Below are 13,564 nucleotides of genomic sequence, written 5' to 3'. Positions count from 1 at the left end.
CGGAACGAGAACTTGAGTGTTCGATTACTTTACTCGAACTGTCCCGACCATTCCGGATCCCTCGTGTGGGATACAAAAGTACCCGTACGTGCCTGGTTCCTCGAACGTGTGCTCGTAGTTCTCACCCGGAGCGATGAGCCCCTCGGTGACACGGTTCCTCGCTGCGCGTTCTGACTCGAACCCACCGCTTGCGAAGTACGTGGCCTCGTCTGGAATCTCGTCTTCATACGCTGTGACCGTGTGTTCGATGTCGCTCTCGTTCGTCCACCTTACCGTCTCCCCCGTTTCGATCGTCGCAGTCTTCGGCTCGAACGTGAGGTCGCCGGGCATCGTGACGGTTTGGATCGACGATGACTGCCCGTTTAGACACCCGGCAGTGCTGAGAGTCGCGAAGATCGCAGTGGTGAGCCGCAACACTGTTCGCCGATCGTGGGATTTGCGTGACATTATAACAGCAACGAGTGGTACCTATTAGAGCGCCACGAAGAGGTCAGTCACGTACATGATGGCGAGGCCGAGCAGGAATGCGAGTAGGTTCGTCGCACTCGCCACGCGACCTCCGGCATCACGAACCATTCGGGCGATCTCCCAATCGACCTGCAGGATTGCGCCGACCCCGATCGCGAGGAAAAAGGCACCGATCGTCGGCGAGTATGCAAGACTACCGATCCAGCCACCGAGGATGACCGGTGCGCCGGCGATGACGCCGAGTGCGGCGAAGTGTCCGAGCGACGGCCGCTTTCCGCGGGCAACTGGCGCGACGACAGCCGGACCCTCCGTCACGTTGTGGAGCATGAACCCAATCACCAGGAATGCGCCGAGCGACACACGCCCGAGTGCGAACGAACTCCCGATAGCAAGTCCCTCCGCGAGGTTGTGCAGGCCGATCCCGACCGCGACCAGATACGCGATCCAGAGACCGCTACTCGCCCGACTATCGCCAGCGGCGACACGGCCCTCACGCCACGCACTGATCGCCTGGACGAGCAGGAGTGCACCGAAGATCCCAAAGACGACCAGGAGATTGCCCTCGTAGGCGCCTGGGACGCGCTCGGCGAGTTCGAACGCTTCGAACCCGGCGTCGAACGCCAAGAAGCCCAGTACGCCGGCCGCAAACAAGAGAACAGCATGCAGCCAGCGATCGCTCATCGTCTTGATGTAGGGGAACCAGAGCATCCCTAGTGCGACCGGGATCACGCCGACGAACAGCCCGATTACTGCAAGCGTTCCGAGCAGACCGAGGCTAAAGCCGGGCGACTGACTCGGAGCGACGATCGTGTTATGGAACGTCGCTCCGTCAGAGAGCACGAGCGCGACTTCGAGGTCCCACCCCGGATTCCAGTGATACGGAATCACGATCTGTGCGCTCTCCATCGGGGCGAGCGTTTGGTCACCACCGGCTCCTTCGACCCGGAAATCCCAGTAGGCTTCGTCGACGAGAACCTGTGATATCGTCACGGATTCGGGCCCGTTGTTCGTCACGTGAAGGACGACCGTTTCGTCGCTCGGAAGTGTCGTATGTGTGACCGTGACGTCGGGAAGTGGTTCGCCGCTCTGAACACCGGCGAGCGGTGACGTGAATGCGAACACACCCAGGACGAGTACGAGCAACACGATCGGGAGTAACGCGCTGACCCATCGCGGAAGCCCGAGCGGTTGTGTGATCTCTTCGTCAGCCGTTACACCACCGTCCGTCGTCGTGTCTCGTGTCTTATCCGCCATGTTAGACCACCTCGAAGAAGCTCATCCAGCCCAGTTCGGCGAACTCCGACTGATGGGCGTGGAACATGTACAGGCCCGGTTGATGATCGGAGTAGTCGATCTCGATGATACCGCGCTGCGCCTGGCACTGCATGATCGTGTCCACATTTTTGAGCGTCGGCGTCAGCGTCGTTCCGTGGTCGTAGTAGTCGAAGAACTGTGAGTGAGTATGGAACGAATTGATGAGGTCGAACTCCGTCGCATTAGAGAGGTACACGCGCTGGCGTTCGTTCTTGTTGATCTGGATGGGGCGTTTCGTCTCGCCTGCCGTCCAGTTGCCCTCGCCGTCGGTGTCACCGACTCCGTATCCGAACGCCCGTGTGTTTGCCGCGTAGACCTCATTGCCGCCGTCGAAGTTGGTATCGAATGAGTTCATCACCATCACCATCTCGTTGACGGCGTCGTTTTCGGCGTACTCGTGATTTCGGCTCTTCGCCTCTTCGACGAGTTGCTCTCGGAAATCGTCGGTAATCGGGCCCGGGTAGTTGACGTACTCGCGTGGATTCTCCCTGACGCGCTCGGGGTCCGGATCGACGATGATCGTGCCGTAGAGTCCGCGGTGGATGTGCTCTTTCAACGGGAGTGAGTGGCAGTGATAGAAGTGCGTGCCAGCGGGTTGGGCGATCCACTCGTAGGTGAATGACTCGCCCGTATCGAGGACGCCAGGCCCGTTCTGAGGAATCCCATCCATTCGCGGGTTGAGATTCTTCAGGTGTGGATGGATCGTGTGTGCGTGTCGTCCCAGATTCGTGAACTTCACGCGGATCAGATCGCCCTCGACGGCGCGGATCGTCGGTCCGGGCACTTGGCCGTTGTACGCCCACGCCTGGAACTCAACGCCCGGCGCGATTGCTATCGTGGTGTCGACGGCGGTGAACTCGAACTCCCGCACGGTTCGGCCATCCTCTTCGTAAACCTGCTGGGGAACGTTATCCTGCCCGCTGCCTCCGGTATTGAATGCGGTGAGGAACTCATGAGGGTCGAAATCTAAATCCCGGTATTCGCCCACCGCACCGAAGTTACCGTGGTCATCCTCATCGTCGTGATCGGAGGAAGCAGCTGCTCGGGAACTCCCGAGTCCGACGGCTGCACTCCCGGCAACACCGAGACCGCCGAGCACCGTGCGGCGACTGACGCTCGTCTCACCGGTGAGTGATTCGACCAGTCGCTCTTCGAGTCGTTTCGTGACGTCTGCTGCGCTACTGTAATCTAGCGATGGCATGATCTCCTCCGCTGGTCAAGCCTCTGGGTGTGCATAGGAGCCCCTTGACCGACCTAACGTATAAATTTGCCCCATCTAAACTTTGATTTAGTCTAAACTAATACCTGGGGGGTGAGGTTCCGATCAAGTTAGCTTGTATCCTCGGATAGAGATTGAGCGGAGATAGAGCGGGCAACTTTCTTGGGAAGTGCAACTGGTTCGTCGGCACCGTCAGGATCGAGTGTCACCATGCCAAATGAGGTGACCTCAACAATTTCCACTTCAGTTCCCGGGTGAATCCCGTGGTCGGACAGATATCGGAGTAGATCAGCGTCTTCGTCTGGCACCCGTTCGATTCGAACGCTGTCGCCCACGTGATGGTCGGCGAGTGTTTCACCGCATTTCGGTGCTGAAATATCCAGCTCCGCGGTAGGAATCGGATCGCCATGTGGGTCAACTGCGGGATCCCCTAGCTGCTCTGCTATCCGGTCGGCGAATTGATTGCTGATGTGGTGTTCGAGGCGATCTGCTTCGTCGTGCACCTCAGCCCAATCGTACTCGAGGTGTTCCGTCAGGTATCGTTCTAAAAGCCGGTGGTGGCGAATGATTTCGAGAGCGATAGGAATGCCGGTGTCTGTGAGTTCAACCCCCTTGTAGGGTTCATGATGTACCAAATCATGCTCGGCCAATTTTTTCACCATACTGGTGACGGAGGGTTGTTCGACGTCCATATACTCCGCGAGAGCCGAGGTTCGCACTCGGTCGTCCGTCTCTTCCTGAAGGTAATAGATCGCTTTGAGATAATCCTCCATGATCGCACTCAGCATTGGAAAGTGATTAGACGCGGCTAAGTTTATAATTTGCCTACACCATTTACCTAAGAATCTCGTTTAAGGGCGTCTTTCGCTGTTCGTACTCTTTGCTTTGGAAGTGATACGCAGATGCGATAAGACGACCGTTGGATCGTTGACCTGCCGTCTGAAAGTCTGGACTGTGGTGCCAGACAAGTCAAGCGTCCGCCATAATCTTACAACGAGATCAGCAATCAGGCGTGAGTGATCTGCTCTCCGTTTACGGCGGAATCCAGCTCGTGTGGTCGCGGAGCATTGTATCGGGAGTCTCCATCGTCGCGCCGCACTTTGGGCAGTAATCTTCGATCGCGTCCTCGTCGTAGAGATAGTGATCGCACTCGGGAGGGCTGGCCTGGAAATACACGTCGTCCCAGTCGAGATCAGGCTCTCGACCGTAGAGACAGAATGTACTGTGTCCTGACCGCCCTCGGTGGTTCGTCACTAACCGAACGGGGCAGTACATACACTCGCGGAGTTCGATTAATGGCTGGTTGGAATGGTTCGTCCAGAGCGTTTCCCGCCGCCCCCATTCGTGAAACCCCTTCGGCCCCCGACAGCGCTCTATCTCAGGTCGTGTCGCAAGCAGTTTCTCCACCTGTGCGGAATGGTACTGGCTTCCGGCCCACTTCCAGAACGGGTCTCGGTCGTACTCCCGGACAATCGCGTTCTTGAGTGCTTTCAGAGGAAAGTCGGGGCCGTACTCGTCGCTCGCGGTGTAGGTGTAACTGCCGTCGCGCTCGTGAAGCCGGCGTAGCTCGCAACCCTGGGCAGTACAGATATCGTACGTAATCAGGTCATCTTGTCCGCGGGGATGGGCATAGGGCGGCACGCGCTCCCACGCATGTTCGCCGTCGTAGAGGAGCGCTTGGCAGTTCGTAAATCGGCTAGCTTTGCTCGTTCGTTGGGCGTATCCAGAACCATTGTCTTGCTCAAATTCGGCACCGATCGTATCGTAGTTGAACGCATCGAGAAGGACTGTTGCCGCGCGTATCCAGACGACCGAGTACCCAGCGGCCAAGTAGTCATGCGTCACCTGATGGACGTCCTTGTCCTTGTGACTGTGCTGTACCTCAACGGCGAGGCCTTCCCCGAAATAAGGGTTCCAATCGTCAAAGGTCGCGAGTGCGTCGGCCCGGCGTTCGGTCACAGGTGTTGGCACCTCGGCCACGTCGACGTCCACCTCCGTCTCGATGCGGGCGTTTTCTCCAAATTGCTGGTGCAGAGCGACCTCAACACGGGCGACTGCGCGTTCGTGGGTCTCTGACTCGCCGCCATTCGAGCAGCGCTGGCCGGCGTCGTCTAATACGTGGTAGAAGTGTCGAGACTTGCCCGGCGCCGATCGCGGGTACATCGTCCCGCCGCATACCGGACAGGTGACTTCTTCTCCATCGTCAACTATGGCGGGGACGACCGGGCGACCGTCACGACGACCGCGGAAGGGCATACCGGCAAAGAACATCTCGGTAAGCAAATAATCTCTCCCAGCTGTAGGCCAGTACAAGACGGAACAGGTTAGATCGGGTCCTCAAGTCCGCAAGAGATACACTTCATGCAGCCGTCCTCACGTTCCCAAATGTGATCGCAGTACTGGGGGTCCGTGGTCGTCATCTCAGAGAAGTCCTCGAACGGATCATTTGAGATGACCTCCTCTCCGTTGTGCTCTTTGAGACGGGCCCCACACCGGCACCGATAGCGGTTCTCTCCTCGCGGCTCCCAGACGTGTTGATGGTCTTCTTTCTTCTCCTCCTTTTCTCGCTGTTCAAACGCTGCTTGAGCAGCTCTGTCAGCAAGATCGGAACTCGTCTTGATGGTCGACTCATCGTAGATATAGGCATCAACAGCTCTCTCTTTCCAGCGCTCAAGCCGACAGTGTTTACAGAAATCCCGGTCATGGAGGTCACTCCCTCCGTATTTCCAGGTGTGATCACAGTCCGGATTCGGGTCGGAGAAAGTTAGGGAGTCACCGTTCACAAACCGCTCTAGATACTTCTCAGGCGGATCTACCTCTGGAGGGTCTGCCCACGAAGCTGCGAAGGCGGTGTCAGCCCGTTTGTCGAATGCGACGACCATCTCCTCAATACGGAATCGGTCGTTCGTAAAATCGTCAGGGCTGGCCCAGTAGACGCTATATCCGGCCGAGAGATAGTCGTGCGTGACCGCGTCGAGGTCTTTGTCTTCGTTCGCGTATTGTACCTCAACGATCAATCCACGCCCAAGGTAGTCGTTTGTGTCATCAGCGGGAAATTCGACGAGGGCATCTGCCCGGCGAGAATCAGTAAGCGTCGGCGTATTGGGGACGTCGACGGTGAGCTCGGGTCCGCAACGGGTATATTGGTCAAACCGCTGCCGCAACGCCGAAACTGCGAGGGATTTCATCTTTCGATGCGGATCCGACTCTCCTCCGGAGCAATTGGCCGTCGAATCCCCTGAGCCCGCAGTAACGTGATAGAAATGGCGGGCGCGGCCATCATCAAATGGGCCCCGTGGTCGCATCGTTCCGCCACAGGCTGGACACACGACGTCAGTACCATCCTCTACCTCTTCAGGAAGAACTGTCCCTCCCTCCTCGTCTGTAGAAGACTGTGCGATAAATGGCATCTAGGTCGACGGAGCGACTTCTTCTGCAGACTCGATATATTCGTCTTCCCACTCTCGACGTGCCTCAATTTCGCGGGAGCCTCGTTGCGTTAGCGAGTACAGATTGGTTCGCTTGTCGAGTTCGCCTTTCTTGAGGAGCCCTCTCTCGACGAGGTCGTCGAGATTCGGATAGAGCCGGCCGTGGTTGATCTCCTGTTCGTAGTAGTCGTCGAGTTCGGCCTTTACTGCGAGCCCGTGTGGTTCCTCGAGCCCGGCGATCACGTACAAGATGTCCCGCTGGAACCCAGTTAGATCGTGCATCCGTCCGTTCACTATTTTTGAGGGGTGGCATATGTTCTCTCTGGTGCTCAAAGGCCAATATTCGATACGACGAGGCGAGAACCTTGCGTGAGAACTTCGAACCTTTATATGGTGGACAAGAGAAATCCGCGATGGAATGTCTGACCTAATCGTCAAAGCAGCCGTGAAGGACGCACTCTCGGACCACAACGTCTCGGCAAATTTCTACGACGCCCTCAACGAAGAGGTCGCCGAACTGCTCGACGACGCCGCAGAGCGTGCCGAGGCCAACGACCGGAAGACGGTCCAGCCCCGCGACCTCTAATTCGGAAGGTACCACACCGACGCTCGAAGTCACTCCCCGTTTTAAGGGGGTTGTGACTGGAAGGTACTCCTATGAGTGTCACAGCCGAATCAATTCAAGTCGAGAATGTGGTCGCGTCGTCCGATATCGGTCAAGAACTCGATCTGGAAACGCTTTCTGAGGATTTAGGAGCCACCGACTACGATCCCGATAACTTCCCTGGACTCGTATATCGGATGCACGATCCTAAAGCCGCAGCGCTCATTTTCCGCTCGGGGAAAGTCGTCTGTACGGGTGCAAAAAGCGTCGACGATGTGACGACTGCGTTGGAATACGTCTTCGACGAGCTCCGTGAATTGGGTGTCGATGTCGCTACCTCTCCAGATATCGAAATCCAGAATATTGTCTCAAGTGGGGACCTCGACCACACACTCAATTTGAATGCGATTGCGATCGGCCTCGGTCTCGAACACATCGAATACGAACCAGAGCAGTTCCCGGGGCTCGTCTACCGGCTTGACGACCCGGACGTCGTCGCACTCCTCTTCGGGAGTGGAAAGCTCGTCATCACGGGCGGAAAACAGCTTGACGATGCTGAACAAGCGCTTACAGTGATCGAAAACCGGCTCACTGACCTCGGGTTACTGGAGTAATTCAACGACACAGAACAGTTGGCAGGGTACACTGGCACTGGTGAGTACATTTTTGAATCTGCTCTCCCCGTGTTAAGTTAGTGCGATGGCTGATGCCGAACGGGAGGTAGATGATGTCCTGTCCGGGAATGTTCTTTCAGTCCAAGAGCTGAACGACCGAATTGCATCGGTCGTCCAGGACACGCCTGCCCTCAACGGCGTCCGCTGTATTGGCGAGGTCACGGATCTCCATCAGAACAGTACCGCCCTCTATTTCACCCTGACTGACGGCGACGCCGAGCTTCCCTGTATGCTCTGGGCGAACCGCTATCAGAAGATGGACGCTGACCTCGAGGACGGGACCGAGGTCATCCTCGAAGGCGATATCGACTACTGGACAGAGGGCGGGAAAATCGACCTCAAGCCGTGGGAGGTGATCGTCGTCGGCGACGGCGATCAAGCAGCTGCCGTCGAGCGACTACGAAGCGAACTCGAAGAGCGTGGCTGGTTCGACGACGAGCAGAAACAGCGCCCGCCGGCGTTCCCAGAGCGGGTTGGGGTCGTAACCTCCCTCCGTGGCGATGCCCGTTATGACATCCAGAACGCGATCCACGAACAGGACCCTACCGTCGACATCCTGGTGAAGGACGCCACCGTCCAAGGGTCGGAGTCGCCCACATCCATCGCGAACGGCATCCACCATCTGGACCGCTCCGAGGACGTCGACGCGATTATCGTCGGTCGCGGTGGCGGGAGCGATTCGAACCTCCAGGCGTTCAACACCGAGCGGGTCTCGGAAGCTATCTTCACCGCAAACACCCCGATCGTCACGGCGATCGGGCATACTGACGACCGGTTAATCGCCGATCAGGTCGCGGATGTGGCAACGATCACGCCGACGGCCGCCGGTGAGTATATCGTGAATTCCCGCGAGGAGTTCTTGGCGGGCGAAGTCAAGCCGCTGGCACAGCAACTCGACGCCGCGTACGAGACCTTCCAGCAAGAGCACGAACATGAACGGGAGCTTGCCGAAGCAGTCGACGAGGCGGCCGTACCCGAGGGCCTCCCGCCGGTCTATTACAAGGCCGCAATCGCTGTGCTGTTGTTGCTGTTGTTGGCTATCACTGGGCTTTGGTTGGGGGTGATCTGAGCGTGGCAAACGACCAAGAGATTCACGACCGGCTGACCCGTGTCGAAGAAATCATTGAGCAGCTCGATGCGGATGAGTGTGATCTCGATGAAGGGACAAGGCTCCACGAGGAGGGTCAAGAACGCTTGGCCGAGGTGCGAGAAATCCTTGACAACGGGCGTGGAGAGGTCGTGGAACTCGAGTAGAGGCCATCCTAACCTTAACCAACAGACAACGGAATCTAGCCCCATTGTTGGTTAACCGTCCCCTTGCGAGGTGAACGAGCTATCCGGTTATAATTTACTTTAGATTTTTGCGCCAGTTGGTGGCCAGAAAGCATATACCGATCTTCTAGCTATCGCACCACCATGGACCGGGGCTCAACCGGTGCATACCCACCCCGCACATATGATCACACGGGCAGTCACCATCGAAGACATCGATGACCTGTACCTGACGTGGAACAGCCATATCAACGGGTCCGCCCTCTACCGCCGCGCCCTCCGAGATGAGATGGAGCTTCGCGACGTTGACCCTGACGAGCTTCGAGATCTCTTCGAACGGGCTCGCGAACAGGGCTACACGAAAGACGAGATCGTCGACGAGACCAACCGCTACGCTGATCTGAAAGCACTCGTCGACGACGCAGAGGAGTAACCCGCTATGTCACAGGACAATACGCCCTCCGAGACGGCTTCGAATCGCCCCGACAGCCAGTCCACGGCATCGAGTAGGCTTCCCAGGCAAGCTATGTTCATCGTCGTCGCCCTGAGCCTGTTCGCTGTGGGACCCGCCGCCGCACAGACGAATGCCGTCTGTAGTGCGGACAACCTTCCCGGCATGATCGAGGGTTTCTTCCAGCTTACCACGGCGCTAGGCATTGTCGGCCTCGCAGTCGTGTGGCAGGCTGACTCCCTTATCGAGATGTTCACGATCACGCCCGAGCAGAAGAAGGGCCTCAAGCGGCACAAACGGTCGGCGATGAAGTCCGCGGTCGTCCTCGTCGCCCTCGGCCCACTCTACACCGTCGCTGGGTCGATGATGAACCTCCCGCTGGCGCAGTGCGTCGACCTCGCCCCCTGGTAGGCGACTACCACCCCCGTCGCGAGCCCCCATGACACAACGAGAGCTCTCCGTGCTAATGGCCGCCCTGTTCGTGACGAGCCTAGTCACGGGTCTCGTTACTGCAAGCCCGCCACGGCCAGGCACGGAGGGGAATGGGCTCACTGAGAATGAATCAGCGACGCTGTGGTCTCGCGACGCGGACAACTACATCAGCCAAGAGGAGTACCAGCAGCGCTACGGCGAGAGCCGGACCGCGATGCACCAGCTCGCAAACGGGACGGACATCACGTTCACGCGCCCGCCGGCGACAGCTGCAACGTGGACGCGAAACGACTTCGCTGATCTCGAAGCCGGTGGGTCGGATACGTCCGTGCATCCGCGCCACGCGTCGCTCGAAGATGGCGTGTTTATCGAGGACGCCCACGCCACGGTATTCGCAGTGCAGCCGTCGACGCGAGGTCACTTGGAGTCGGGTGATACGCCGCTCTATATCGCGCCGAACGGCACGATGCGGGGGCTCGTCGACTATCGCGTTCGCGTCCCGAACGGCAGCTCTTCGGGGAACACGACGATCGAGTGGTCGCTCGCGAGCAACGAGGTCGAGGAGGTTCGATTGCAGAAGGACGGCGAAACCATCGTCGAGCGTGACGGCTCGCACACGCCGGCCCTCGACTACCAGATCGAGGATGATTGGAGTGCAAACCTCACGCTTGAAGCCGAGATCAGCGTCCGGCTGAAGAAGACCACGCGAATCGACCGAGGCGACGAGACCGATGTCGAGGTCACGTACCGAACCGAGTCGCTCAACGTCTCGGATTCGATCGCCGTCGAGATCTACGACCTCTCAGCGTACCCCTACTACGCCGAGTATCCCAATGGTGACGCCGGTGTGGCCATTTTCCAGTCTCGACCGTGGCAGGGGTACACGCTGACGGAGAATGGAAGCGCACGAGTGCGTGGCGTCTGGCGGTTCTACACCGCTCGGAACTCCAATTGGGATACCCTCGTCAGGTCGAACCGGACCGACAGCGCCACCGTCGAGTCTGACGCAATTCCCGTGTACGTCCATGCATATCCATCGCGGATCGGCCCGAGGGCTGAACCAGTTCGCGATGGCCCAGAGATCATCGACACCTGGGGCATTGACCGACCGTCTCCGGTCGGCACGCTCGGTGAGAACATCAACATCGACATCGTCAACCAGTCGTACACGACGACGTACGGTGTTGCGGTTCGCGCGGAGAACGTCGACCGCGACGCGCTCCAGGTAGCGGGGATCGTGCGGGGCGTGAACGCCTCGATTGTGGCACCTGACGCTAGCTCAGAGCGGCAGCTCCGGCGCAGTAATCTGACTGTTGAGGTGCTCCAGCAGAACGAAAGCCAGGCCACACTCCGCATCGAGCTCCGGGATAACGAGACCGGCGCACCAATCGTGCTCAGCGATCCCGACCGACGATATCCAATCGGCGGGAACACTCGCAACGGGTACATCACCATCGCGGAGCAACGTGTTGAGACCAACGCCTCCGGGGTAGCGATTGTGACGATCGACAAGCCGGGTATCTACACGGCTCGGTACCATCCGGGTTCGTGGCTCGGGCACGACCCCGCATACGTGAGTGCGATGGCAACTGCTCGCTGGCACCCGCTTGGCACCATCGACGGTTGGTTCGCGTTCATTTTCGAGGTCGGCTGGCAGCTCATCCCGTTTGTTGTGATGTTCTACGCTGGCAAGCGACTTCTCCGAATGCTCGGTCCAGAAGACATCTTCCAACGGAACCCGTAGTCATGACTAGAAACCACCCACACATCAGTCGGCGAACCGCCCTCCGAACAGTCGCAGGTGCTGCCCTCATGAGCGTCGCTGGCTGTCTGAACGACAATGGCGGTTCTGGGACGCCTGGTGACGGAACGACCTCTCCAGATGGCAAAGGTCCACTCACGCGTATCACTATTGAGGGAACAGCACTCGTCGTCGAACTCTCCGAAGAGGCCGACGTCGACCAGGTCAACCTCATCCAACCGAACGGCGAGTTATTCGGGAAACGTGACGTAGCCGCGGGTGCTCAGCAGGTCTCGTTCGAGATCGGCACCGCGTATGCGCCCGGTGAGTACCGCGTACTCGCGTTGAAAGGCGAGGAGACAGTAGTTGAGACCACGACTGAACTGCGTCCAGAGATCCAGATACAGGATGTCGGACTCTATCGGAATAACCCAGATAAGCCGTGGGACGAAGTCTATGGTGAGAGCGAGACAGACCGGATCAAGAATGGCGAGGCATTCGTTACGGTAGAGAACACAGGAAGCGGTCCGGAAGCGATAACTGAACTAATCTTCTCCGGGGACGTTCCCAATCCAATTGAGAACCCCAGAGGCAGTGGAATGCACGAAACCGACCGGGTAGTAGTTTCCCCCGGCGAGACGGCCGACCTGTTCAGTAATTCGTTCCCGTTCGGTACAGAAACTGAGGACGGGATGGGATGCTCCCCAGACGGGAATAGTGGCCAGTTTACTGTTATCGTTGAGACACGGGTCGGTGGAAATCAGGTCTCAAGCACCTACAACGTTCAATACACTGGTTCCGACGATATGACTGATTGTGAGGTCACGATCACTGAGGTATAACGATGGTCGATCTCATTGATGTCGTCCTTGAGGGTATCAAGGGCGTCGTTGAGTGGTTCATTGGGCTGTTCATGGACGGTCTCAGATCAGGGTATGAAACTCTGACTGAGGGAATGTTCGGGACACCTACTCCAGAGACGAACGGAGCTTTTGTCTTCGGTGAACCGACCAATGCACCCTGGCCAGCGATTCACGATGCTCTCATCGGCGGCGAAATCATGCTAGTTGCCCTCTTGCTCCTTGTGATGAGCGTTCAGGGCCGTCACACGGTTCGGATCTTCAATATTGGAAGTACCTACGAAGCCCGAAAAACGAAGAAAACGGCCTGGGTCGGTGCTTTTCTAATCATTACGTGGTACTGGATTGGGACTCTCGCGCTCTACCTCGTTGACGGATTCACTATCGCCCTGATGCCGGAGCTTTCCTCGGTTACGGAGGCGATGATTGGATTCTTGGAAGTATCTATCACAAACCCAGGGCTGGGATTATTGTTTGCCGTGATTGGTGGAATCTCGATGTGGGCGTTGGAGGCGCTGTTCTACATCCGGATGATTCTGCTGTATGTCTACCTGTACGGAATGCCGATTGCATTTGCACTGGCCTACGGAAATATTCCGGTCGTATCCGATATCGCGATGGGGTTTTGCAAACGGTTTGTCCCGTTGGCTGTCCTCCCGCTCCCGGCAGCGATGGTCCTCAAGGGGTACGACTTGATCTACAGCGGTGGAACGCTCACACCAGGAACAGCATTCCTCAAATATCTCGTCGCTGCGTCTCTTCCGCTGGTCGCCCTCTACATCACGTGGAAGACGTTCAAATACGCGACCCCGTTGACGGCCAAAGTCGTCGGCGGTGCGACGAAAGGCGTAGCACTCGTTGGCGGTGTCGCCGCTGGAGCCTACGTCGGTGGCGCCGGCGTCGCGACGACCGCCGCTCGGTGGGGGCCGAAAGCCGCTGCCGGTCATGCCGTCGCGCAAAAAGCGGCTGCCCGCGGTGGGCATGGAGGAAACGATGGCGGCACGCCGTCGTACCGTCGAACAGAGAACGACCCAGGTGGAGCGACAGCGGAATCGGCGAGTGACGACCGTGGGATGGAGTTTGATCGAGGAATCCACTAAC

The 13,564-nt window shown here is 58.1% G+C and carries 16 protein-coding genes; 9 read left to right on the top strand and 7 right to left on the bottom strand.

The features are described 5' to 3' along the window. Positions 1-24: 24 nt before the first annotated feature. The 7 genes from LI334_RS12680 to LI334_RS12650 form a co-directional block, all read right to left on the bottom strand. Positions 25-447, bottom strand: coding sequence for a cupredoxin domain-containing protein (locus LI334_RS12680; RefSeq protein ID WP_227262371.1), 423 nt, complete (start codon positions 445-447; stop codon positions 25-27). Between the two features lie 24 nt (positions 448-471). Then, positions 472-1,722, bottom strand: coding sequence for a ZIP family metal transporter (locus tag LI334_RS12675; RefSeq protein WP_227262370.1), 1,251 nt, complete (start codon positions 1,720-1,722; stop codon positions 472-474). Position 1,723: 1 nt separating this feature from the next. After that, positions 1,724-2,983, bottom strand: coding sequence for a multicopper oxidase domain-containing protein (locus LI334_RS12670; protein ID WP_227262369.1), 1,260 nt, complete (start codon positions 2,981-2,983; stop codon positions 1,724-1,726). A gap of 128 nt (positions 2,984-3,111) precedes the next feature. Then, a complete protein-coding gene (locus tag LI334_RS12665) occupies positions 3,112-3,789 on the bottom strand; it encodes a metal-dependent transcriptional regulator (RefSeq protein ID WP_227262367.1) in 678 nt (225 codons plus the stop codon). A 244-nt stretch (positions 3,790-4,033) separates the two neighbouring features. Continuing rightward, positions 4,034-5,257, bottom strand: a complete 1,224-nt coding sequence (locus LI334_RS12660) for a competence protein CoiA (protein ID WP_227262458.1) — start codon at positions 5,255-5,257, stop codon at positions 4,034-4,036. Between the two features lie 68 nt (positions 5,258-5,325). After that, positions 5,326-6,189, bottom strand: coding sequence for a hypothetical protein (locus LI334_RS12655; RefSeq protein ID WP_227262457.1), 864 nt, complete (start codon positions 6,187-6,189; stop codon positions 5,326-5,328). Between the two features lie 222 nt (positions 6,190-6,411). Beyond that, on the bottom strand, positions 6,412-6,711 hold the full coding sequence (locus LI334_RS12650) for a PadR family transcriptional regulator (RefSeq protein WP_227262464.1): 300 nt from the start codon (positions 6,709-6,711) through the stop codon (positions 6,412-6,414). Between the two features lie 136 nt (positions 6,712-6,847). Here LI334_RS12650 and LI334_RS12645 point away from each other — a divergent pair, with 136 nt between their 5' ends. The 9 genes from LI334_RS12645 (at position 6,848) to LI334_RS12605 (ending at position 13,563) form a co-directional block, all read left to right on the top strand. After that, positions 6,848-7,015: a DUF1931 domain-containing protein gene (locus LI334_RS12645; protein ID WP_227262456.1), complete on the top strand. Its 168-nt coding sequence runs from the start codon at positions 6,848-6,850 to the stop codon at positions 7,013-7,015. 71 nt (positions 7,016-7,086) lie between these two features. Next, entirely contained in the window at positions 7,087-7,647 is a 561-nt protein-coding gene (locus tag LI334_RS12640; protein WP_049987858.1) for a TATA-box-binding protein, read from the top strand. Between the two features lie 85 nt (positions 7,648-7,732). After that, positions 7,733-8,776 (top strand): exodeoxyribonuclease VII large subunit, encoded by a 1,044-nt coding sequence (gene xseA, locus LI334_RS12635; protein WP_049987857.1) that lies wholly within the window; start codon positions 7,733-7,735, stop codon positions 8,774-8,776. 2 nt (positions 8,777-8,778) lie between these two features. Next, positions 8,779-8,961, top strand: coding sequence for an exodeoxyribonuclease VII small subunit (gene xseB, locus LI334_RS12630; protein ID WP_049987856.1), 183 nt, complete (start codon positions 8,779-8,781; stop codon positions 8,959-8,961). Positions 8,962-9,163: 202 nt separating this feature from the next. Then, a complete protein-coding gene (locus LI334_RS12625; RefSeq protein ID WP_049987855.1) occupies positions 9,164-9,412 on the top strand; it encodes a hypothetical protein in 249 nt (82 codons plus the stop codon). A 6-nt stretch (positions 9,413-9,418) separates the two neighbouring features. Continuing rightward, positions 9,419-9,841 (top strand): hypothetical protein, encoded by a 423-nt coding sequence (locus LI334_RS12620; RefSeq protein WP_049987854.1) that lies wholly within the window; start codon positions 9,419-9,421, stop codon positions 9,839-9,841. Positions 9,842-9,869: 28 nt separating this feature from the next. Beyond that, on the top strand, positions 9,870-11,606 hold the full coding sequence (locus tag LI334_RS12615) for a hypothetical protein (RefSeq protein WP_227262455.1): 1,737 nt from the start codon (positions 9,870-9,872) through the stop codon (positions 11,604-11,606). A gap of 2 nt (positions 11,607-11,608) precedes the next feature. Further along, positions 11,609-12,445, top strand: a complete 837-nt coding sequence (locus tag LI334_RS12610; protein WP_227262454.1) for a hypothetical protein — start codon at positions 11,609-11,611, stop codon at positions 12,443-12,445. Positions 12,446-12,447: 2 nt separating this feature from the next. Continuing rightward, a complete protein-coding gene (locus tag LI334_RS12605; protein WP_227262453.1) occupies positions 12,448-13,563 on the top strand; it encodes a hypothetical protein in 1,116 nt (371 codons plus the stop codon). The last annotated feature ends 1 nt before the right edge of the window (position 13,564 follow it).

The organism is Salarchaeum japonicum (assembly GCF_020614395.1).
Classification (GTDB): Archaea; Halobacteriota; Halobacteria; order Halobacteriales; family Halobacteriaceae; genus Salarchaeum; species Salarchaeum japonicum.
The sequence above is the reverse complement of the archived record's forward strand: the minus strand, read 5'-3'. Positions and strand labels throughout refer to the sequence as shown.

Coding starts and splice junctions, on each gene's coding strand:
- LI334_RS12670 (WP_227262369.1), bottom strand. CDS start 2,983: ATGCCATCGCTAGATTACAGTAGCGCAGCAGACGTCACGAAACGACTC.
- LI334_RS12650 (WP_227262464.1), bottom strand. CDS start 6,711: ATGCACGATCTAACTGGGTTCCAGCGGGACATCTTGTACGTGATCGCC.
- LI334_RS12640 (WP_049987858.1), top strand. CDS start 7,087: ATGAGTGTCACAGCCGAATCAATTCAAGTCGAGAATGTGGTCGCGTCG.
- LI334_RS12645 (WP_227262456.1), top strand. CDS start 6,848: ATGTCTGACCTAATCGTCAAAGCAGCCGTGAAGGACGCACTCTCGGAC.
- LI334_RS12615 (WP_227262455.1), top strand. CDS start 9,870: ATGACACAACGAGAGCTCTCCGTGCTAATGGCCGCCCTGTTCGTGACG.
- LI334_RS12660 (WP_227262458.1), bottom strand. CDS start 5,257: ATGCCCTTCCGCGGTCGTCGTGACGGTCGCCCGGTCGTCCCCGCCATA.
- LI334_RS12610 (WP_227262454.1), top strand. CDS start 11,609: ATGACTAGAAACCACCCACACATCAGTCGGCGAACCGCCCTCCGAACA.
- LI334_RS12620 (WP_049987854.1), top strand. CDS start 9,419: ATGTCACAGGACAATACGCCCTCCGAGACGGCTTCGAATCGCCCCGAC.
- LI334_RS12625 (WP_049987855.1), top strand. CDS start 9,164: ATGATCACACGGGCAGTCACCATCGAAGACATCGATGACCTGTACCTG.
- LI334_RS12675 (WP_227262370.1), bottom strand. CDS start 1,722: ATGGCGGATAAGACACGAGACACGACGACGGACGGTGGTGTAACGGCT.
- LI334_RS12605 (WP_227262453.1), top strand. CDS start 12,448: ATGGTCGATCTCATTGATGTCGTCCTTGAGGGTATCAAGGGCGTCGTT.
- LI334_RS12665 (WP_227262367.1), bottom strand. CDS start 3,789: ATGCTGAGTGCGATCATGGAGGATTATCTCAAAGCGATCTATTACCTT.
- xseA (WP_049987857.1), top strand. CDS start 7,733: ATGGCTGATGCCGAACGGGAGGTAGATGATGTCCTGTCCGGGAATGTT.
- LI334_RS12680 (WP_227262371.1), bottom strand. CDS start 447: ATGTCACGCAAATCCCACGATCGGCGAACAGTGTTGCGGCTCACCACT.
- LI334_RS12655 (WP_227262457.1), bottom strand. CDS start 6,189: ATGAAATCCCTCGCAGTTTCGGCGTTGCGGCAGCGGTTTGACCAATAT.